Genomic DNA, 18,884 nt, shown 5'->3' with positions numbered 1-18,884 from the left:
CGTGCAACTCGATGTCGTCACGATCTTCCCGGAGTACCTCGAGCCGCTGCGGACCGCGCTGCTCGGCAAGGCCGTCGACAAGGGCCTGATCTCGATCGGCGTCCACGACCTGCGTGACTGGACGCACGACGTGCACAAATCGGTCGACGATTCGCCCTACGGCGGCGGTCCCGGCATGGTCATGAAACCCACCGTCTGGGGCGATGCGCTCGACGCGGTCTGCCCCGACGACGCCCTGCTCGTCGTTCCCACCCCCGCCGGTGTGCCGTTCACCCAGGCCACCGCGCAGCGCTGGTCCACCGAGCGGCACCTGGTCTTCGCGTGCGGCCGCTACGAGGGCATCGATCAGCGGGTCTTCGACGACGCCGCCCGCCGCGTCCGCGTCGAAGAGGTGAGCATCGGCGACTACGTGCTCATCGGCGGCGAGGCCGCCGTGCTGGTGATGACCGAGGCCGTGGTGCGGCTGATCCCCGGCGTACTCGGCAATCAGCAGTCCCACCAGGAGGATTCGTTCTCCGACGGGCTGCTCGAGGGTCCCAGCTACACCCGCCCGGTGTCCTGGCGTGGCCTCGACGTGCCGCCGATCCTGCTCTCCGGCGATCACGCCAAGGTGGCCGCCTGGCGGCACGAACGGTCCCTGGAACGCACCCGCGAGCGCAGGCCGGACCTGCTCCCCGAGCCCGAACTCCCGCGCTAGGCGGGCACCACCCTGGTGGTGATGCAGAACGGGTGCCCGGCCGGATCCAGCAGCACGCGCCAGCGCGGGTCCTGTTGCACCGGAGCCGGTTTGGCGCCGATCGCCATCGCGTGCTGTTCGCATAGGTCCAGGTCGGCGTCGGCGGCCAGCTCCAGCTGCACCGCGGCGCTGCCCGGCCACTGCGGCGGGTAGTAGTCCTCGACGCGTTGCGCGGCGATCGTCAGCCCCGACGGGAGCCGGATTCCGACACTGTGGGCGTCGTTCCACAGCACACGGCCACCGAGCAGCCCGAGATAGAAGCGGGCGAGGGTTTCGGGGTCGTCACAGTCCAGCGAGACGCCGGCCAATTGAAAAGGCTCCGTCATCCGACCGACGCTACCGGGCCGGATCGACGTCGAGATTGTTTTGTCCCAAAGATATTCGGGTATCCGGAGGGGTAATTCGTTGTGTCATCGTCCAGGACGGGGATTGCTCGTTCCATCCGGAATGGCTTCCGCCGCAACGAAGCTCGGCCGATCGACCGGGCCGATCCGGCCCCCGCGCCCATGTTCCCAGTACAGGCCGTGCGCCCCCGGACGATTCGGGCGACGGCGCACTCCGGTGGTACCGGAGTCCGGCTCCGTGCCGGGGGACCGTGCTCGGCGGCAGCGCCGCTCGCGGGTGCGTGTGCCGGCCGTCAGGACGGCGGGGAGGGTGACCGATCACACATCAGGGCAGGAGCCCGTGGCGCCGGGCCAGGGCCACCGCTTCGTGCCGGGTGCGCGCGTCGAGTTTGGTCATCGCCTGCCGCAGATAGCTCTTGACGGTCTCCGGGCCGAGTGAGAGCCGCAGCGCCGCTTCCTGATTCGTGCAGCCGAGCGCGATCTGGGCGAGCACGTCGAGTTCGCGCCGCGACAGCCGGGGCACCTCCGCCGCCGGCTCGCCGGTCAGGACACCGGTGAGCCGATCGCACACCCCCGACAGCTGGGCGCGCAACGCCGCGTCGCCACTGGCCGCCGCCAGCGCCCGCAGCTCGGCGTGGATCCCGCGCAGTTCCTCGGTGACCGCGGGTGTGGTGGTGGGGGTGGGCGCCGCGAGCGTGAGCATCCTGACCCGCCGGTCCACCTCGTCGCGCACCGCGATCTCGGTGGCCAGTCGCCTGCTCGCCTGCAGGATCACCTCGGTCGTGCGATCGCCGATCGGGCCGGTGCCCCTGGTCGCCGCGTACAGCATCGCGCGCGTCCGGTCGTCCACCACGACCGGCACGGCGACCACCGAACGGAGGCCCTCGCCGCACACCGGGCCGTCGTAGTGGTGGGTGATGGTGGAGGCGCCGCGATAGTCGGCCACCGAGGCGGGCCTGCGGTGCTCCATCGCCTGGCCGCCGAGCCCGGACGTGCGCAGCACCGTCAGCCCGCGCAGCCCGGTGGTGACGGTGCCGACGAACTCGGTGAGCAGCAGGGCGTCCTCGTCCACCGCGCCGCCGAAGATCACCGGCACGTTCGCGCGGCGCGCCACCCAGCGGATCTCCGCGCGCAGCGCGTCACCGTCGCGGGGACGCAACAGAGCAGTGGCCGACATCGGTCACCCCTTTTCGGGGGTAGTGGCGAACGTGAGGTGTGCCACATTCTAAAGGAAGACCTGGCGGCCCGGCCCAGGTGTTGAGGAGAACTGCGATGAGTACCGACCTGGACGCGCGGGTGCGCGACCTGCTCGAGAGTTACGACGGACCCGAGGCCTGTGCCGCCGAGCTGCTGTGTGATCGGCATCCGGCCGAGCGGATCGCTTGCACCGTCGTCGAGTCCGATCTGAGCGCGCACGAGCTGACCTACGGCGACCTGCGAGAGCGGTCGGCGCGCTTCGCGGCGGCGCTGGCCGAGCTCGGGGTACAGCCGGGCGACCGGGTCGCGACGCTGATGGGCAAGTCCGCCGACCTGGTGGTGGCGCTGCTCGGCATCTGGCGGCGCGGCGCGGTGCACGTCCCGCTGTTCACCGCCTTCGCACCGCCCGCGATCGGTTTCCGGCTCGCGGCCGCCCACGCCAAGGTGGTCGTCGCCGACGCCGATCAGGCGCCCAAGCTGGCCGCGAGCGCGGACATCCCCGCCGATCCCGAGCGCCGCACGATCATCGTCGGCGACCCCGACGACCCCGACGCGCTGCGGTTCGCCGATCTGCTCGCGGCGCACCGCGCCGACGATCCGCGCGCGGCCGCGGTGGCCGTCGGCGGTGACGGCCTGCTGGTCCAGCTGTTCACCAGCGGCACCACCGGCACCCCCAAGGGCGTGCCGATTCCCGTGCGGGCGCTGGCCTCGTTCCACGCCTACCAGGAGTTCGCCCTCGACGTGCGTCCCGAGGACGTCTACTGGAACGCGGCGGACCCGGGCTGGGCGTACGGGCTCTACTACGCGATCCTGGCCCCGATGGCGACCGGCACCCGCAGCCTGCTGCTGCACGCCGGGTTCTCCGCCCCGCTCACCCTGGACGTGCTGCGCCGCTTCGGCGTCACCAACTTCGCCGCCGCGCCGACGGTCTACCGGGCGCTGCGCGCGGGCGCCGACCCCGAGGGGATCACGCTGCGCCGGGCGTCGTCGGCGGGCGAACCGCTCACCCCCGATGTGGTCGCCTGGTCGGAGCGGGCGCTCGGGGTCGCGGTGCGCGATCACTACGGCCAGACCGAGCACGGCATGGTCATCTGCCACGCCTGGCACCCGGAGGTCGACCGCCCCGCCCCGCCCGGTTCGATGGGCACCCAGCTGCCCGGCTGGACCTGCGCGGTGCTGGCCGACGACGCTGACGTCGAGGCTGCGCCCGGCGAGATCGGCCGGGTCGCCATCGATACCGACCACAGCCCGCTGCTGTGGTTCCTCGGCTACCTCGACGCCCCCGAGCGCACCGCGAGCCGGTTCACCCCCGACGGGCGCTGGTACCTCACCGGCGACGTCGGCGCCCGCGACGCGGACGGCTTCTTCCACTTCAGCTCGCGCGACGACGACGTGATCATCATGGCCGGCTACCGGATCGGCCCGTTCGAGGTCGAGAGCGTGCTGGTGCTGCACGATCAGGTCGCCGAGGCCGCCGTCGTCGGCATGCCGGACGAACTGCGCGGCGAGGTGCTCGAAGCCTTCGTCGTGCTGCGCGACGGCGCCGAAGGCGGCGCCGAGCTGACCGCCGAACTCCAGCGCCTGGTCAAGGACAAGTTCGCGGCGCACGCCTATCCCCGGCAGGTCCACTACGTGGCGAGCCTGCCCAAGACACCGAGTGGCAAAGTGCAGCGATTCCTGCTGCGCGGCAAGGAGACCCGCTGATGCCCGAATCGAGCTACGCCCACGGCCTGACCGGCACCCCGCTGCTCGGCGACACCATCGGCGCGAACCTGGATCGCACCGTGGCCGCCCACCCGGACCGCGACGCGCTGATCGACCGCCCCACCGGGCGACGCTGGACCTACCGGGAGCTGGGCGTCGCGGTCGACGCCGTCGCGACCGGCCTCGCCGGCCTCGGCATCGGCGCGGGCGACCGGGTCGGGATCTGGGCGCCCAACTGCGCGGAATGGTTTCTCGTCCAGTACGCCACGGCCAAGCTGGGCGCGGTGCTGGTCAATATCAACCCGGCCTACCGCACCAGCGAACTCGAGTACGTGCTGCGGCAGGCCGGCATTCGCCAGCTGATCGCCGCGCCGGAGTTCAAGTCCTCGAACTATGTGGCGATGATCGACGAGGTCCGGCCGAACTGCCCCGACCTGGAACAGGTCCTGATCCTCGGCCGGTCTCAGTGGCAGGAGATCGCGGCCACCGAGCCCGACGCCGAGCGGCTGGCCGCCATCGCCGCGACGCTGTCGGCCGACGATCCGATCAACATCCAGTACACCTCGGGCACAACCGGTTTCCCGAAGGGCGCCACGCTCAGCCACCACAACATCCTCAACAACGGCTTCTTCGTCGGCGAACTGTGCGGATACACCGAGGTCGACCGGATCTGCGTGCCGGTGCCGTACTACCACTGCTTCGGCATGGTCATGGGCAATCTCGCGGCCACCTCGCACGGTGCGGCCGTGGTGATTCCGGCGCCCGCGTTCGACCCGGCGGCGACCCTGGCCGCCGTCGCCGCCGAGCGCTGCACCTCGCTCTACGGCGTCCCGACGATGTTCATCGCGATGCTGGCCGAGCTCGACGCCGGGGCAACCCCGGATCTGTCGAGCCTGCGCACCGGCATCATGGCGGGCTCGCCGTGCCCGGTGGAGGTGATGAAGCGGGTCATCGACCAGCTCGGGATGACCGAGGTGTCCATCTGTTACGGCATGACCGAGACGTCGCCGGTGTCCACCCAGACCCGCGGCGACGACAGCATCGAACGCCGCACCGCCACCGTCGGCCGGGTCGGACCGCATCTCGAGGTGAAGGTCGTCGACCCGGCGACCGGGCGCACCCTGCCGCGCGGCGAAGCGGGCGAACTGTGCACCCGCGGCTACTCGGTGATGCTCGGCTACTGGAACCAGCCCGACAAGACGGCCGAGGCGATCGACGCGGCCCGGTGGATGCACACCGGTGACATCGGTGTCATGGACGACGACGGCTACCTCTCGGTCACCGGCCGGATCAAGGACATGGTGATCCGCGGCGGCGAGAACATCTATCCGCGCGAGATCGAGGAATTCCTCTACACCCATCCCGATGTCGTCGACGCCCAGGTCATCGGCGTCCCCGACGACAAATACGGGGAGGAACTCATGGTCTGGCTCCGCCTGCGCGACGGCGCCCCGATCCTCGACGCCGCCGCCGTCCGCGCTTTCTGCACCGGCCGCCTGGCCCACTACAAGATCCCGCGCTACGTGCACGTGGTCGACGAGTTCCCGATGACCGTCACCGGCAAGATCCGCAAGGCCGAAATGCGGGAACTGGCCAGGGACATCCTCGGCTGACCCGCCCGCCGGACACGCGACCGGCTGATAGCGTGTCCGGCGAATCGCGGGGGTGTCCCCGAGGGGCCGGATGATGGTGGGGGAGAAGGTGATCCGTCGAGCGACGATGGTGGCGATGTCGGTCTGCGCGCTGGTCGCGGCGAGTGGGGGCACCGGGGGCGCCGACCCCGGGATCGCGGTCCTGCCGAGTCCCACCGGCGCTTTCCCGGTGGGGACGACCACCCTGCACCTGGTCGACGCGCCTCGACCCGATCCGTTCGTGCCCGAACACGCCAGGGAACTGATGATCTCGGTGTTCTACCCGGCGACCGAGGTGGACCGGTACCCGCGCGGCCACTACGCCTCGACCGAGCTGATTCCCGGACTGGAACAGGCACTGGGCGTGGATCTTCCCGGTGCGCTGACCCACGCCTATCGCGCGGCGCCCGCGCGGACCGGCGAGACCTATCCGGTGGTGCTGTACACGCCCGGCGCCGGCGTCTCGCGGATCCTCGGTACCGGTCTCGCCGAAGATCTCGCCTCGCGGGGCTACGTCGTGGTGACCATCGACCATACCTATGAAACCGGGCCCGCTGTCGAGTTTCCCGGCGGCCGGATCGTGCTCCCGGCCCCCGCACCGAACGGTTTCGACACCGCCATCCGCGCGAAGTACATCGAGGCCAGGCTGCTCGACTTCCGGTTCGTCCTCGACGCGCTCGCCCGGCTGGCGGGCGGCGAGAACCCGGACGCCGAGCGGGATTCGCTGCCCACCGATCTCGGTCGCGTGCTCGACCTCGACCGGGTCGGCGCCGTCGGGCATTCCTCCGGTGGCTACACCGCGGTGGAGGCCATGCACGAGGACCGGCGGATCGACGCGGCCGTCGACCTGGACGGTCAGATCGGCGTGGACGAGGACTTCGGCCGCGCGGTGACCGAGGGCGTCGACCGGCCGACGCTGGTGCTGACCAGCAGCCAGATCGAGGAGGTCGGCGACGCGAATCCGTCGCTCGACGCGTTCTGGCGCTCCGCGACCGGCTGGAAACGCCATCTGGCCATCGCGAATTCGGCCCACTACGACCTCACCGACATGCCGTCGCTGGTGCCGGGGCCCGCCCGGCCGCTCGCCGCGCGGTACATCGGCACCATCGACCCTGATCGGATGGCATTTCTGGTGCGCTCCACGGTCGCTGCGATGTTCGACAAGTTCCTGCGCGAGCGCACCGATACGCCGCTCGATCGACCCGTGAACGAGCCCGAGCTGACGGTGGTTCGCTGACCTGGGAGTCGGCCGGGTGTCGGGGAAGAGCTGTAGTCTCTGCGGACGTGACGACAGCGCCCGAGACCGCCCGTTCGACGTCGAACGGCACTCCGACCGACAGCACGACCGTCCTCGCCAGCGTGGGCAGGCGGATCGCCGACGAACTGGGGGTGCGCGAGACCCAGGTCCGCGCCGCCGTCGAACTGCTCGACGGCGGTTCGACGGTGCCGTTCATCGCGCGCTACCGCAAGGAGGTCACCGGCGGCCTCGACGACGCCCAGCTGCGTCAGCTCGACGAACGGCTCGGTTACCTGCGCGAGCTCGACGAGCGCCGCGGCGCGATCATCGAATCCATCCGGGGCCAGGGCAAACTCGACCCGGCGCTGCACCAGCAGATCATGCTCGCCGAGACCAAGGCCCGCCTCGAGGACATCTACCTGCCCTACAAGCCCAAGCGTCGCACCAAGGCGCAGATCGCGCGCGAGGCGGGGCACGAGCCGGTGGCCGACGCGCTGATCGGCGACCCGACCACCGATCCGGCGGGCTACACCGCCGAACAACTCGAGGGCGCCCGCGCCATCCTGGTCGAGCGCTTCGCCGAGGACGCCGACCTGGTCGGTGAACTGCGCGAACTGATGTGGAACCGCGGTCAGGTCACCTCGACGGTCCGCGCGGGCAAAGAGGAAGCGGGCGCCAAGTTCGCCGACTACTTCGAGTTCAGCGAGCCGTTCCACAAGCTGCCATCGCATCGCATCCTGGCGCTGCTGCGCGGTGAGAAGGAAGAGGTGCTCACCCTGCACCTCGAACCCGACACCGAGGAGCCGGCGCCCGGCGAGCGCACCATCTACGAGGGCCGCATCGCGGTCGCCGTCGGCATCGCCGACCAGGGCCGCGCCGCCGATCCGTGGCTGCTCGACACCGTGCGCTGGGCCTGGCGCACCAAGCTGCAGGTGAGCCTGGGCATCGACACCAGGATGCGGCTGCGGCAGGCCGCCGAGAAGGACGCGGTCGACGTGTTCGCCGCGAACCTGCGCGACCTGCTGCTCGCCGCGCCCGCGGGCACCCGCACCACCATGGGCCTTGACCCGGGCTACCGCACCGGTGTGAAGGTCGCCGTCGTCGACGCCACCGGCAAGGCGGTGGCGACCGAGGTCATCTACCCGCACAAGCCGCAGGGGCAGACCGAGAAGTCGCTGGCCGTGCTGGCCGCGCTGGTGGCCCGGTTCGGCGTGGAGCTGATCGCCATCGGCAACGGCACCGCTTCGCGCGAGACCGATGCCCTGGCCACCGAACTGATCTCGCGCATCCCCGAGAACAAGCCGACCAAGATCGTGGTGTCGGAAGCGGGCGCCTCGGTGTACTCGGCCTCGGCCTATGCCTCGGCCGAACTGCCCGACATGGACGTGTCGCTGCGTGGCGCGGTCTCCATCGCCCGCCGCCTGCAGGACCCGCTGGCCGAGCTGGTGAAGATCGACCCCAAGTCGATCGGTGTCGGCCAGTACCAGCACGACGTCTCCGAGACGCTGCTGGCCCGCTCGCTCGGCGCGGTCGTCGAGGACGCGGTGAACGCGGTCGGCGTCGACGTGAACACCGCCTCGGTGCCGCTGCTCTCGCGCGTGTCGGGTGTCTCCGGCTCGGTCGCGGAAAGCATTGTCGCCCACCGCGACCAGAACGGCCCCTTCCGCAGCCGGACCGCGCTGCTCGAGGTACCCCGGCTCGGCCCCAAGGCGTTCGAACAGTGCGCGGGCTTCCTGCGCATCCGCGGCGGCGACGACCCGCTCGACACCTCCGCCGTGCACCCCGAGGCCTACCCGGTGGTGCGCCGCATCCTCGAGCACACCGGCAGTCCGATGGCCGAGGTGATCGGCAACACCGGCACCCTGCGCGCGCTGCGGCCCGCCGACTTCACCGACGAGAAGTTCGGTGTGCCCACCGTCAGCGACATCATCGCCGAGCTGGAGAAGCCCGGCCGCGACCCGCGGCCGGAGTTCAAGACCGCCGAATTCGCCGCGGGCGTGGAGAAGGTCGCCGACCTGCAGCCGGGCATGGTGCTCGAGGGCGTGGTCACCAATGTGGCCGCGTTCGGCGCGTTCGTCGACGTCGGTGTGCACCAGGACGGCCTCGTGCACGTCTCGGCCATGTCGCACAACTTCGTCAAGGACCCGCGCGAAGTGGTCAAGTCCGGTGACGTCGTGAAGGTCAAGGTGCTGGAGGTCGACGTGGCCCGGCAGCGAATCGGGCTGAGTTTGCGGCTCGACGACGAGCCGGGAAAGCCCGCGCAGGGGGACAATCGTGGTGGCGGCGCACCGCGCGGCCAGGGTCGTGGTCAGGGTCGTCCGCAGGGCGGCCGTGGTCAGGGCGCGGATCGTGGACAGCAGGGGCGTGGCCAGGCCCAGCAGGGGCGTGGTGGCAACCAGCGCAAGCCCGCGGCCGAGCCCAGCGGATCGATGGCCGACGCGTTGCGCCGGGCGGGATTCGGCGGCAAGTAACTCGACGACAGGGCGGGCGGCATGCGACGGTGGCTCGAAGACGAGGTGATCGCGCACGGCCGCCTGCCCCTGTTGTGTTTCCTGCTGGGATTCATCCTCGGGTTCGTGGTCATCCGGATCAGCGTGCGGATGATCCGGGCCAAGGTGCGGTGGTGGCCGGGCAATGTCACCGCGGGTGACACCCACATCCACCACATGGTCTTCGGCGTCATCACGGTGCTGCTCACCGGCATCGGCCTGATCGCGACCGCCGAGGACTCCACCCAGGTCACCTCCAGCGTGCTCGCCGCGCTGTTCGGGATCGGCGCGGCGCTGGTGCTCGACGAGTTCGCGCTGATCTTCTACCTGCGCGATGTCTACTGGGAGGAACAGGGCCGCACCTCGGTCGACGCGGTCTTCGTCGCGCTGGCGGTGACCGGTCTGCTGCTGCTCGGCGTGCAACCGCAGACCTTCCTCGACTACGACGACTTCCGGCAGTCGCGCGGCATCGGCGTGCGGCTCGCCGTCCTCGGCACCCTGCTGCTGAACCTGGGGCTGGCGGCGATCGTGATCGTCAAGGGCAAGATCTGGACGGGCCTGTTCGGCATGTTCTTCACGCCGCTGCTGCTGATCGGCGCCATCCGGCTCAGCCGTCCCGGCGCGCCGTGGGCGCGCTGGCGCTACGGCGAGCGGCCCAAGACCATGGCGCGCGCGATCGCCAGGGAACAGCGCTATCGCCGCCCGGTGATCCGCGCCAAGATCTTCATCCAGGACCTGATCGCGGGCAAACCCGACGTCGAGCACGCCAAGACGGCGGCCGAGGCCGAGCTCGCACGGCGGGTGGTCGCGGCGCCCCCCGCACCGCCGCCGCATCCCCATCTGCTCCCGCGCAGCAAGGCCGACACCACCCCGGGTGAGTGACCGGGGTCGCCCGATTTCAGTCCGGAGTCCCTGGTCTGGCACAATGAACCGGTTGCCTCGGCCGAGTTGTGTCCGGGAGCACTCCTGTTCTGAGCATGAACCGGTCGAGCGCGTCAGTGCCGCCAGGTTCCTCTGTTCGCGCAAAGAATCCGAAAAGGTGGAAAATGAACACCCTTGACTTCGTCGACGAGAAGTCGCTGCGTAGCGATGTCCCCGATTTCCGTCCGGGCGACACCCTGAACGTGCACGTGAAGGTCATCGAAGGCTCGAAGGAGCGCATCCAGGTCTTCAAGGGCGTCGTGATCCGGCGTCAGGGCGGCGGCATCGGCGAGACCTTCACGGTCCGCAAGGTGTCCTTCGGTGTCGGTGTCGAGCGCACCTTCCCCGTGCACAGCCCCAACATCGACCACATCGATGTCGTGACCCGCGGTGACGTGCGTCGCGCCAAGCTGTACTACCTGCGCGATCTGCGCGGTAAGGCCGCCAAGATCAAGGAAAAGCGCTGATCTTGCGGTAGCTGTTCGCAGCACAGAAATTTCCGGTAGCCCGGCGCTCCGACTTCGGTCGGGGCGCCGGGCTACTCTGTTCGGCGTGGCAGACGAAAGTGGGTCGGTGTCGGTGTCCGATTCGGGCGACGAAGGTGGGCGGCGCAAGCGCAAGCGCGGCGACAAGAAGCAGCGACCGTTCTGGCAGGAGCTGCCGATTCTGATCGTGATCGCGGCCGTGATCGCCGCGCTCATGGTGACTTTCGTCGGACGGCCGTACGTGATCCCGTCGCAGTCGATGGAGAACACGCTGCTGATCGGCGATCGTATCTATGTCGAGAAGATCAGCTACTACGGTTCCGATCCCGGCCCCGGCGACGTCGTGGTCTTCGTCGGCCCGCCGTCGTGGAACGGGCACTACAAGTCGGTCCGCTCCGACAACACGGTCGTGCGCGGGCTGCAGAACTTCCTGTCCTACTTCGGGCTGGTGCCGCCGGACGAGAACGACCTCGTCAAGCGCGTCATCGCCGTCGGCGGGCAGACCGTGCAGTGCTGTGATCCGCAGGGCCGGGTGATGGTCGACGGCAAACCGCTCGACGAGCCGTACATCAAGAAGGACTACCCCTGGTTCACCGACCGCCCCAACGCCGTCTACCCGGCGGGCCGGGTGTTCGGCCCGGTGAAGGTGCCCGAGGGCAACCTGTGGGTGATGGGCGACAACCGCAACGAGTCGGCCGACTCGCGCGCCCACGTCAGCGACGATCTGCAGGGCACCGTGCCGGTGGACAACGTGCGCGGCAAGACGGTGTTCAAGATCTGGCCGCCGAGCCGGATGGGTCCGGTGCGGTCGGAGAACCCGCAGGAAAACTGACACGCGACGAGACACGGGGACAATCGAACTGTGGGGCAGGATCGGACCAACTGGCCGCCGCGGGTGGTGATGCGCCGGGCGGGCGGCTTACGCACGCTCGAGGCGGCGCTCATCCGCAGCGGCCTCGGCCCGGTGGCCGGTGTCGACGAGGCGGGCCGCGGCCCGTGCGCCGGACCGCTGGTGATCGCCGCGTGCCTGCTGGCGCCCAAGGCCTACGACCGGCTGTCCGGGCTCGACGACTCCAAGAAACTCACGGAGGCGGCCCGTGAGGAGCTGTTCCCGGTCGTTCAGCGGCTGGCGCTGGCCTACAGCGTCGTCGTGGTGCCCGCGTGGGAGATCGACGCGATCGGGATCCACGTCGCCAATATCGAGGGCATGCGCCGGGCGGTGGTCGGTCTCGGCCGTACGCCCGGCTACATCCTGACCGACGGTTTCAAGGTCCCCGGGCTGCCCGCGCCGTCGCTGCCGGTCATCGGCGGCGACGCCACGGCGGCCTGCATCGCGGCGGCCAGCATCCTGGCCAAGGTGACCAGGGACCGGATGATGGTCGAGCTGGACGGGCAGCTGCCCGGGTACGGATTCGCGGCGCACAAGGGCTACAACACGCCCGAGCACACCGCCGCGCTCCGACAGCTCGGACCCAGTACCGAACACCGCCGGTCCTGGCGGAATGTGCGCGAGCTCGAGGTGCCGGGCGGTAGCCGAGTGGCTACCCGCCCCGCGCATGCGCGATGATGTCAGCAATGAACGCGGCGCTGCTAGAAGGAGGACGTCCCACCCGATGAGTGCTGAGGACCTCGAGAAGTACGAAACCGAGATGGAACTGTCCCTGTACCGCGAGTACAAGGACATCGTCGGTCAGTTCTCGTACGTGGTGGAGACCGAACGTCGCTTCTACCTGGCCAATTCTGTCGAATTGCGGCCGCAGAACGCCGACGGCGAGGTCTACTTCGAAGTGCGGATGAGCGATGCGTGGGTGTGGGACATGTACCGCCCGGCGCGCTTCGTCAAGCACGTACGAGTGATCACGTTCAAGGACGTGAACATCGAAGAGCTGGAGAAGCCCGACCTGCGCCTGCCGGAGTGACGGCGCGCCGCCGACCTGGTTGTCCACAGGTCGGCGGTTGTCCACAGGGTTGTCATCCGCCCAGGTCACCGAGCCGGGCGCGACGACGGCGAGCGGCATGCTCGACCCGTGGCAGACAAACAGGCGCTCGGCGCATACGGGGAGAAACTCGCCGCGCAGTTCTTGCGTGAGTCGGGGATGGAGATCGTCGCCCGCAATTGGCGATGCCGCTACGGCGAGCTGGACCTGATCGTCCAGGATCCGTCCGTGACGGCGTTCGTCGAGGTGAAGACGCGATCGGGCCTGGGGTTCGGCACCCCGGCCGAATCGGTCACCTTCGGCAAACAGCAGCGGATCCGTAGGCTCGCGCTGCTGTGGCTGGCCGAGCAGGACGGCCCGTGGCGGCGGATCCGGTTCGACGTGGTGTCGGTCCTGGTCCCGCGTGGACACCGGCCCGTCATCGACCACCTGGCCGGAGCCTTCTGATGGCGCTGGGTCGCGCGTTGTCGGTCGCGGTGACCGGGGTCGACGGTCAGCTGGTGGAGATCGAGGCCGATATCGGGCAGGGCCTGCCCTCGGTGAATCTGGTCGGGCTGCCCGACACGGCCTTGCAGGAGTCGCGCAACCGGGTGCGCTCGGCGGTCGCCAACACGGGGGAGAAGTGGCCCGACGGCCGGGTGATCCTGGCATTGTCCCCGGCCACGCTGCCGAAGGTGGGCAGCGTCTACGACCTGGCGCTGGCGGTCTCGGTGCTCGACGCGTCCGGGGCGGTGCCGGGGGAGCGGCTGGCGAAGACCGTTCTCCTCGGGGAGCTGGCGCTCGACGGTCGCGTCCGACGGGTGCGCGGGGTGTTGCCCGCGGTGATCGCCGCGCGCACCGCGGGCGTACCGACGGTGGTCGTGCCGGCGGCGGCGGTGGCCGAGGCGGGGCTGGTCGAGGGGATCGAAGTGCTCGGCGCGGTCAGTCTGCGCGCGGTGGTCGCCTGGCTGCGCGGAGAAGGCAGTCTGCTGGAACCGGACGGGATGGTGCCGGACGCGCAGGCGCCCAGCGGCGACCTGAGCGACGTCGTCGGCCAGGACGAGGCCCGCTGGGCGCTGGAGGTCGCGGCGGCGGGCGGCCACCACCTGCTCCTGACCGGACCACCCGGGATCGGCAAAACGATGCTGGCGCAGCGCCTTCCCGGTCTGCTGCCGCCGCTGTCGGAGACCGAATCGCTGGAGGTCACGGCGATCCACTCGATGGCGGGCTCGTTGTCGGCCGCGCAGCCCCTGATCACGCTGGCACCGTTCGTCGCCCCGCACCACTCGACCTCGGTGACCGCCATGATCGGCGGTGGCTCCGGCATGGCGCGGCCCGGCGCCGTGAGCCGCGCGCACCGCGGAGTGCTGTTCCTCGACGAGTGCGCGGAGATCGGCACGAAAGTACTGGAGGCGCTGCGCACTCCGCTCGAGGAAGGCGAGGTGCGGATCGCCCGGCGCGACGGTGTCGCGCGCTACCCCGCCCGATTCCAGCTGGTGCTCGCGGCCAACCCCTGCCCGTGCGCACCCGCCCGCGATGTCGACTGCATCTGCGCCCCGCTGGCCCGCCGCCGCTACCTGGGCAAACTGTCCGGCCCGCTCCTGGATCGCATCGACATCTGGGTGCAGATGCACGGCCAGGCCGGCGCGACGTTCGGCGACGAACAGGTCGAGACGAGCGCCAGCGTCGCCGCCAGGGTCAGGCGGGCCCGCGGACTGGCCCTGGAGCGCTGGAGTGCCGACGGCTGGGCGACCAATGCCGAGGTGCCCGGACATGTGCTGCGGCAACGGTTCCGGTTGCCGCGTGAATCGATCGCACCGATCGAGACGGCCTTACGGCTGGGCCGGATGTCGGCCCGGGGCGCCGACCGGGCGATCCGTGTCGCGTGGACGGTGTGTGACCTGCGCGGTGGAGAGATACCGAGCGTGCAGGATGTGCTGTCGGCGTTGAACTTCCGGCAGCGGGGTGCGCAATGACGGACGGGCGCGCGGTGAGTGGATCGTCCGCGGTCGGTTTGGCGCCGCCGGCAGGGGAGTCTTCGGTGGTTTCTGACGGTGGTGTCGGTGGAGCGGGGTCGGCGCAGCCACGGGTGGCGGTCGACGGTGCGGTCGGCGGGACGCGTTCGGAGCAGCCGTCGGGCGTGCTCGACTGTGATGTCGACGAGCGGCGGCTCGCGTGGGTGTATCTGTCGCGGGTGGTGCAGGGGCCCTGTGCCGCGTTGTCGGCGTTGATCGGTTCGGTCGGGGTGTGCGAGGCGGCCAGGGCGGTGCGCGAGCACGAACTGCCCGAGGTGTTGCGGGGGCCTACTGCCGCGCGTCGTGAGATGGATATGGCGGCGGCGGATCTGGCGCAGATGCGACGGTTGGGTGGGCGGGTCATCACGCCGGACGACGACGAGTGGCCGGGCTGGCGGATGCTCGGCCTGGATCAGCTCGACAGCGAGCGTGATCGCGAGGGTGCCGTGCCACTGGTGCTGTGGGCACGGGGCCCGCTCTCGCTGCAGGCGGCCTCCGAACGCGCTGTCGCCGTGGTCGGTTCACGATGCAGCAGCGGGTACGGGGTGCAGGTGGCGAGTGAGATCGCCGGTGACCTGGCCGGGCGCGGCTGGACCATCGTGTCCGGCGCGGCCTTCGGCATCGATGCGGCAGCGCACCGCGCGGCACTCGCCGTCGGCGGCCCGACCGTCGCCGTGCTGGCCTGTGGCGTCGACCGGCCCTACCCCGCCCAGCACGACCGTCTGCTGTCCGCCATCGCCGCCACCGGCCTCGTGCTCAGTGAGTATCCGCCGGGAACCAGCGCGCAGAAGCACCGATTCCTGGCCCGCAACCGGCTCATCGCGACCCTCGGCGACGGTGTCCTCGTCGTCGAAGCCGGCCTGCGCAGCGGCGCCCGCAACACCGTGAAATGGGCCCGCCGCCTCGGCCGTCCCGCGATGGCGGTCCCCGGCCCCGTCGGATCCGCGTCCTCAGTCGGCTGTCACCGCATGATCCGCGAGGGCGAAGCCCTGCTCGTCACCCGCGCCGAAGACGTCATCGACGAAGCAGGCCCCCTCCGCCTCCCGGTCACCGACGACACGATCGACCCCGCCGCCCACCTCCGCGGCGCGGAAGCCGACGTCTACGCCGCCCTCCCCGCCATCGGCTCCCGCCTACCGCTGGACCTGGCCCACCAATCCGGCCTCGATGTCGCGACAGTCCGCGCCATCCTCCCCGGCCTGGAACTCGCCGACCTGGTCGGCTGCGATTCCGACGGCTGGTTCCGCACCCGCGGCAGGCGCTCGACATGAGGTGGCCGTCCTCCACCGGCGTGTGACGAGTGAATTCGCTCATGGCAGCGGTGGTTGTGATGAGTGGGCGATGCGGCGTGGTGGGTTGCGTGGGGTCGAGGGAGGGGTCACGGTGGGGAGATGGATGTGTTGCCCGACGATCTGACCGCTCTGCTCACGGAGTTCGGGCGTCATCTGCGGTTGGGGCGGAATCGGTCGGCGCACACGGTGCGGGCTTACGTCGGGGATGTGCGCTCGTTGCTCGAGCATCTGTACGCGCGGTCGGCGGATTCCTCGGTGCGGGAACTGGATCTGCCGCTGTTGCGGTCGTGGTTGGCCGAGCTGGCGGCTGCGGGTGCAGCGCGCACGACCCTGTCTCGGCGAGCCTCTGCCGCAAGGACTTTCACCGCCTGGCTCACCGAGACAGGGCGTCTGACCATCGACCCGGGATTGCGGTTGCAGGCGCCGAAAGCGCACCGAGTGCTGCCCGCGGTGCTGGCGCAGGGGCAGGCCGCGCAGGCCATGGACGCCGCGGAATCGGGTGCGGCCCAGCAGGATCCGATGGCACTGCGGGACCGGCTGATCGTCGAACTATTGTACGCCACCGGTATCCGCGTCAGTGAACTGTGCGGCCTCGACATCGACGACATCGACCGGGAGCGCGCACTCGTCCGTGTCCTCGGCAAGGGCAACAAGGAACGATCGGTACCCTTCGGCGGCCCCGCCGACACCGCGCTGAACGCCTGGCTCCGCGCGGGCCGCCCGTCCCTGGCCAACGAACACTCCGGCCGGGCACTGCTGCTCGGCCAGCGCGGGCGCCGCCTCGACCAGCGCCAAGCCCGCACCGTGGTGCACGAGGTCGTCTCGGCTATCCCCGGAGCGCCCGACCTGGGCCCGCACGGCCTGCGCCACACCGCCGCCACCCACCTGCTCGAAGGCGGCGCCGACCTGCGCGTCGTCCAGGAACTTCTCGGCCACGCCAGCATGGCCACCACCCAGCTCTACACACACGTCTCGGTGGAACGGCTCAAACGAGTCCACGACCAGGCCCACCCCCGAGCCTGATCTCGAGGGCGGCACGCCGCCGGTCCAGCGGTGAGTCCGGCATGGCTGGTGAACGGTGAGTTCGCCTATGTGGGCGATACGGCCCGGGGAGATGTGGTCGGCGCGTTGCGGGGTGGGTGGGCGGGGAGACGGCAAGATGGGGGATCGGAGGTGGTCGGTGATGGCGTTGCCCGATGTCGGGGGTGAATCCGAGGACGGGGAGGAGGAACTCGACTATCGGTTCACGCTGGCCAACGAGCGGACGTTTCTGGCCTGGATCCGGACGGCGCTCGGGCTGCTCGCGGGCGGTGTCGCCGTGCATACCCTGGTGCAACCGTTGCGGCTGGCGGGGTTCGGCGGGGTCATCGCCGTGAGCTGCCTGATCATGTCGTTCGCGGTGGCGCTGGGGGCGTTCCGGCACTGGCGGCTGGTGGATGTCGCGATGCGAACCGGCCGCCCGCTGCCCGGCACCGTCCTCGTCCCGGTGCTGTCGGTCGGTGTGGCTGTCGTTGCCCTGATGGCCTGCCTGGCGGTGCTGCTGTCGTGACGCCCCCGACCTTGGCGATGGAGCGCACAGCCCTGGCTTGGCGGCGGACCTCGCTGGGTGCGGCGGGCTGTGCGCTGCTCTTCGCTCACCAAGTCACCGCCGACGGCTGGCCGACCAACGCGCTGCCGATGGTCGCAGCTGTGCTGTCCTTGCTGCTGAGCTTTCTCGGCTGGTTCCGCGGCCGCGCTCTCCATCACGGCCGTGTGGCCGCCGGTCGCCCGGTGGTAACCGCTGCCGCCGCGGCTGTCGGACTGGTCGCGCTCATCGCCTTCACCGGGCTGCTGGTCACCCGGCTGATCGACTGAGGGTACAAGCGTTCCCGAGCCCGAGCCCGAGCCCGAGCCCGAGCCCGAGCCCGAGCCCGAGCCCGAGCCCGTGCCGGCAGCGCTGAAATCCTCCCCGGCCACATCACTCCGCTGCGCCTGCATGACTGCCTGTGACCTGGGAAATCGGTGGAAACTCGCTCGACGCGTTCCTCGTCGGCAACTACTGTCGGCGGGTATGACTGCCGGAACTTCGCACACGCCTGACTCCGTGCTGCGCGAGCGACTGCGCGCCGCGCTGAAGCCCGCGATGAAAGCTCGTGACCGCAGCGCGGTCTCGGCACTGCGGTCCGCGTTGAGCGCGATCGACAATGCCGAAGCGGTCGATGCGGGCGACGCGAAAGCCGGCGCGCTGGAAGCCAGCGCGGTCGGGCTCGGCACCGCCGAAGCGAGACGCCGCGATCTCACCGAAGCCGACATCACCCAGATCGTGCATCGCGAGATCGACGAAAGACGCACTGCCGCAGCTGAATACGACCGCCTCGGCGCTGCCGAACGCCGCGACACCCTCACCGCCGAAGCGGACGCGCTCGCCGCCCTCCTCTGACCGAGCCGTGGTGCCGAGGTAGTTGCCGGTCGCCGACTGTCAAAGCCCCGGTGGGTAACCGCTTCTGCACTCAGCGCACTCAGAGCTGACCAGGCTTCGACCCGGCCGTGCTGGTGGCGCAGGTGCGGGCCAGGGACGTCGCGGCCGGGCGATCTGCCGCGTTTGGGCAAAGGGGTTCATACCTCGTCACGGAGCCCTGCGTGTCACCGCCACGGCACGATGCCCACGTTGCCCACCGCCGCACGGCGCGCTGCATGGTGGCGTCGCAACGCGGACCCCTGGTGGCCGTGTCGCGGCTACTGAGCCGTACTGACTTCGTCGGTCGGGGTACCGATCTCGCGTAACTCCGCCGCAGTGCGTGCTGCCGTGGCCCCGCCGCCGCGGACCTTTGCATGGCCCCGCGGCGCCACAAGTTTGCGGAGCCCCTGGGTGGCACGGAGCCGCGCCTATCCTCGCGACGGCCATCTAGGAGTGAGCCGCGCGTGGCTCCGCGGAAGA

At 70.3% G+C, this 18,884-nt stretch carries 19 protein-coding genes; 17 read left to right on the top strand and 2 right to left on the bottom strand.

All coding sequences use genetic code 11. The annotated features are described in order from the left end of the window. Position 1: 1 nt before the first annotated feature. Positions 2-697: a tRNA (guanosine(37)-N1)-methyltransferase TrmD gene (gene trmD / locus AB0L91_RS02900; protein ID WP_355280512.1), complete on the top strand. Its 696-nt coding sequence runs from the start codon at positions 2-4 to the stop codon at positions 695-697. Here the strand turns inward: trmD and AB0L91_RS02895 are convergent. Together AB0L91_RS02895 and AB0L91_RS02890 are read right to left on the bottom strand one after the other, a co-directional pair. Next, positions 694-1,062 (bottom strand): VOC family protein, encoded by a 369-nt coding sequence (locus AB0L91_RS02895; RefSeq protein ID WP_355280513.1) that lies wholly within the window; start codon positions 1,060-1,062, stop codon positions 694-696. The two genes, trmD and AB0L91_RS02895, sit on opposite strands and share 4 nt — an antisense overlap. Positions 1,063-1,405: 343 nt before the next feature. Then, a complete protein-coding gene (locus AB0L91_RS02890; RefSeq protein ID WP_365007024.1) occupies positions 1,406-2,257 on the bottom strand; it encodes a LuxR C-terminal-related transcriptional regulator in 852 nt (283 codons plus the stop codon). A gap of 95 nt (positions 2,258-2,352) precedes the next feature. On the opposite strand from AB0L91_RS02890, the gene AB0L91_RS02885 reads away from it, so the two are divergent. The 16 genes from AB0L91_RS02885 to AB0L91_RS02810 all read left to right on the top strand — a co-directional run bounded on the left by AB0L91_RS02885 (position 2,353) and on the right by AB0L91_RS02810 (position 18,386). Beyond that, positions 2,353-3,981 (top strand): AMP-binding protein, encoded by a 1,629-nt coding sequence (locus AB0L91_RS02885; RefSeq protein ID WP_365007023.1) that lies wholly within the window; start codon positions 2,353-2,355, stop codon positions 3,979-3,981. Beyond that, complete coding sequence (locus AB0L91_RS02880) at positions 3,981-5,594, top strand: AMP-binding protein (RefSeq protein ID WP_365007022.1); 1,614 nt, start codon at positions 3,981-3,983, stop codon at positions 5,592-5,594. Before AB0L91_RS02885 ends, AB0L91_RS02880 begins: the two co-directional genes overlap by 1 nt. Positions 5,595-5,664: 70 nt before the next feature. Continuing rightward, on the top strand, positions 5,665-6,849 hold the full coding sequence (locus tag AB0L91_RS02875) for a hypothetical protein (RefSeq protein ID WP_365007021.1): 1,185 nt from the start codon (positions 5,665-5,667) through the stop codon (positions 6,847-6,849). Between the two features lie 47 nt (positions 6,850-6,896). Continuing rightward, positions 6,897-9,320 carry a Tex family protein gene (locus AB0L91_RS02870; RefSeq protein ID WP_355280522.1) on the top strand — a complete coding sequence of 808 codons (2,424 nt, stop codon included), beginning with the start codon at positions 6,897-6,899 and terminating at the stop codon, positions 9,318-9,320. 21 nt (positions 9,321-9,341) lie between these two features. Next, on the top strand, positions 9,342-10,220 hold the full coding sequence (locus tag AB0L91_RS02865; RefSeq protein WP_365007020.1) for a hypothetical protein: 879 nt from the start codon (positions 9,342-9,344) through the stop codon (positions 10,218-10,220). Between the two features lie 164 nt (positions 10,221-10,384). After that, a complete protein-coding gene (gene rplS, locus AB0L91_RS02860) occupies positions 10,385-10,726 on the top strand; it encodes a 50S ribosomal protein L19 (RefSeq protein WP_019048201.1) in 342 nt (113 codons plus the stop codon). A 106-nt stretch (positions 10,727-10,832) separates the two neighbouring features. Further along, positions 10,833-11,576 carry a signal peptidase I gene (gene lepB, locus AB0L91_RS02855; protein ID WP_355280676.1) on the top strand — a complete coding sequence of 248 codons (744 nt, stop codon included), beginning with the start codon at positions 10,833-10,835 and terminating at the stop codon, positions 11,574-11,576. A 30-nt stretch (positions 11,577-11,606) separates the two neighbouring features. Beyond that, entirely contained in the window at positions 11,607-12,311 is a 705-nt protein-coding gene (locus tag AB0L91_RS02850; protein ID WP_355280525.1) for a ribonuclease HII, read from the top strand. Positions 12,312-12,357: 46 nt separating this feature from the next. Next, on the top strand, positions 12,358-12,663 hold the full coding sequence (locus AB0L91_RS02845; RefSeq protein WP_011210678.1) for a DUF2469 domain-containing protein: 306 nt from the start codon (positions 12,358-12,360) through the stop codon (positions 12,661-12,663). A gap of 108 nt (positions 12,664-12,771) precedes the next feature. Then, entirely contained in the window at positions 12,772-13,128 is a 357-nt protein-coding gene (locus AB0L91_RS02840) for a YraN family protein (protein ID WP_365007019.1), read from the top strand. Next, on the top strand, positions 13,128-14,636 hold the full coding sequence (locus AB0L91_RS02835) for a YifB family Mg chelatase-like AAA ATPase (RefSeq protein WP_365007018.1): 1,509 nt from the start codon (positions 13,128-13,130) through the stop codon (positions 14,634-14,636). The genes AB0L91_RS02840 and AB0L91_RS02835 overlap by 1 nt, the downstream gene beginning before the upstream one ends. 164 nt (positions 14,637-14,800) lie before the next feature. Beyond that, entirely contained in the window at positions 14,801-15,946 is a 1,146-nt protein-coding gene (gene dprA, locus AB0L91_RS02830; protein ID WP_365011156.1) for a DNA-processing protein DprA, read from the top strand. 120 nt (positions 15,947-16,066) lie between these two features. Beyond that, positions 16,067-16,990 carry a tyrosine recombinase XerC gene (locus AB0L91_RS02825; protein WP_365007017.1) on the top strand — a complete coding sequence of 308 codons (924 nt, stop codon included), beginning with the start codon at positions 16,067-16,069 and terminating at the stop codon, positions 16,988-16,990. A 160-nt stretch (positions 16,991-17,150) separates the two neighbouring features. Next, positions 17,151-17,516, top strand: a complete 366-nt coding sequence (locus AB0L91_RS02820) for a DUF202 domain-containing protein (RefSeq protein ID WP_355280536.1) — start codon at positions 17,151-17,153, stop codon at positions 17,514-17,516. Then, positions 17,513-17,821: a DUF202 domain-containing protein gene (locus AB0L91_RS02815; RefSeq protein ID WP_365007016.1), complete on the top strand. Its 309-nt coding sequence runs from the start codon at positions 17,513-17,515 to the stop codon at positions 17,819-17,821. The genes AB0L91_RS02820 and AB0L91_RS02815 overlap by 4 nt, the downstream gene beginning before the upstream one ends. 229 nt (positions 17,822-18,050) lie before the next feature. Next, positions 18,051-18,386: a hypothetical protein gene (locus tag AB0L91_RS02810; RefSeq protein WP_365007015.1), complete on the top strand. Its 336-nt coding sequence runs from the start codon at positions 18,051-18,053 to the stop codon at positions 18,384-18,386. Positions 18,387-18,884: the final 498 nt, after the last annotated feature.

The organism is Nocardia sp. NPDC051833 (genome assembly GCF_040681225.1).
Classification (GTDB): domain Bacteria; phylum Actinomycetota; class Actinomycetes; order Mycobacteriales; family Mycobacteriaceae; genus Nocardia.
This window is presented reverse-complemented; position numbering and strand designations above follow the sequence as displayed.

Bases quoted from the DNA above. Each gene is read 5' to 3' on its own strand.
- AB0L91_RS02895 (WP_355280513.1), bottom strand. From the start codon at position 1,062: ATGACGGAGCCTTTTCAATTGGCCGGCGTCTCGCTGGACTGTGACGAC.
- AB0L91_RS02890 (WP_365007024.1), bottom strand. From the start codon at position 2,257: ATGTCGGCCACTGCTCTGTTGCGTCCCCGCGACGGTGACGCGCTGCGC.
- AB0L91_RS02885 (WP_365007023.1), top strand. From the start codon at position 2,353: ATGAGTACCGACCTGGACGCGCGGGTGCGCGACCTGCTCGAGAGTTAC.
- AB0L91_RS02880 (WP_365007022.1), top strand. From the start codon at position 3,981: ATGCCCGAATCGAGCTACGCCCACGGCCTGACCGGCACCCCGCTGCTC.
- AB0L91_RS02875 (WP_365007021.1), top strand. From the start codon at position 5,665: ATGATGGTGGGGGAGAAGGTGATCCGTCGAGCGACGATGGTGGCGATG.
- AB0L91_RS02865 (WP_365007020.1), top strand. From the start codon at position 9,342: ATGCGACGGTGGCTCGAAGACGAGGTGATCGCGCACGGCCGCCTGCCC.
- rplS (WP_019048201.1), top strand. From the start codon at position 10,385: ATGAACACCCTTGACTTCGTCGACGAGAAGTCGCTGCGTAGCGATGTC.
- AB0L91_RS02845 (WP_011210678.1), top strand. From the start codon at position 12,358: ATGAGTGCTGAGGACCTCGAGAAGTACGAAACCGAGATGGAACTGTCC.
- AB0L91_RS02835 (WP_365007018.1), top strand. From the start codon at position 13,128: ATGGCGCTGGGTCGCGCGTTGTCGGTCGCGGTGACCGGGGTCGACGGT.
- AB0L91_RS02825 (WP_365007017.1), top strand. From the start codon at position 16,067: ATGGATGTGTTGCCCGACGATCTGACCGCTCTGCTCACGGAGTTCGGG.
- AB0L91_RS02820 (WP_355280536.1), top strand. From the start codon at position 17,151: ATGGCGTTGCCCGATGTCGGGGGTGAATCCGAGGACGGGGAGGAGGAA.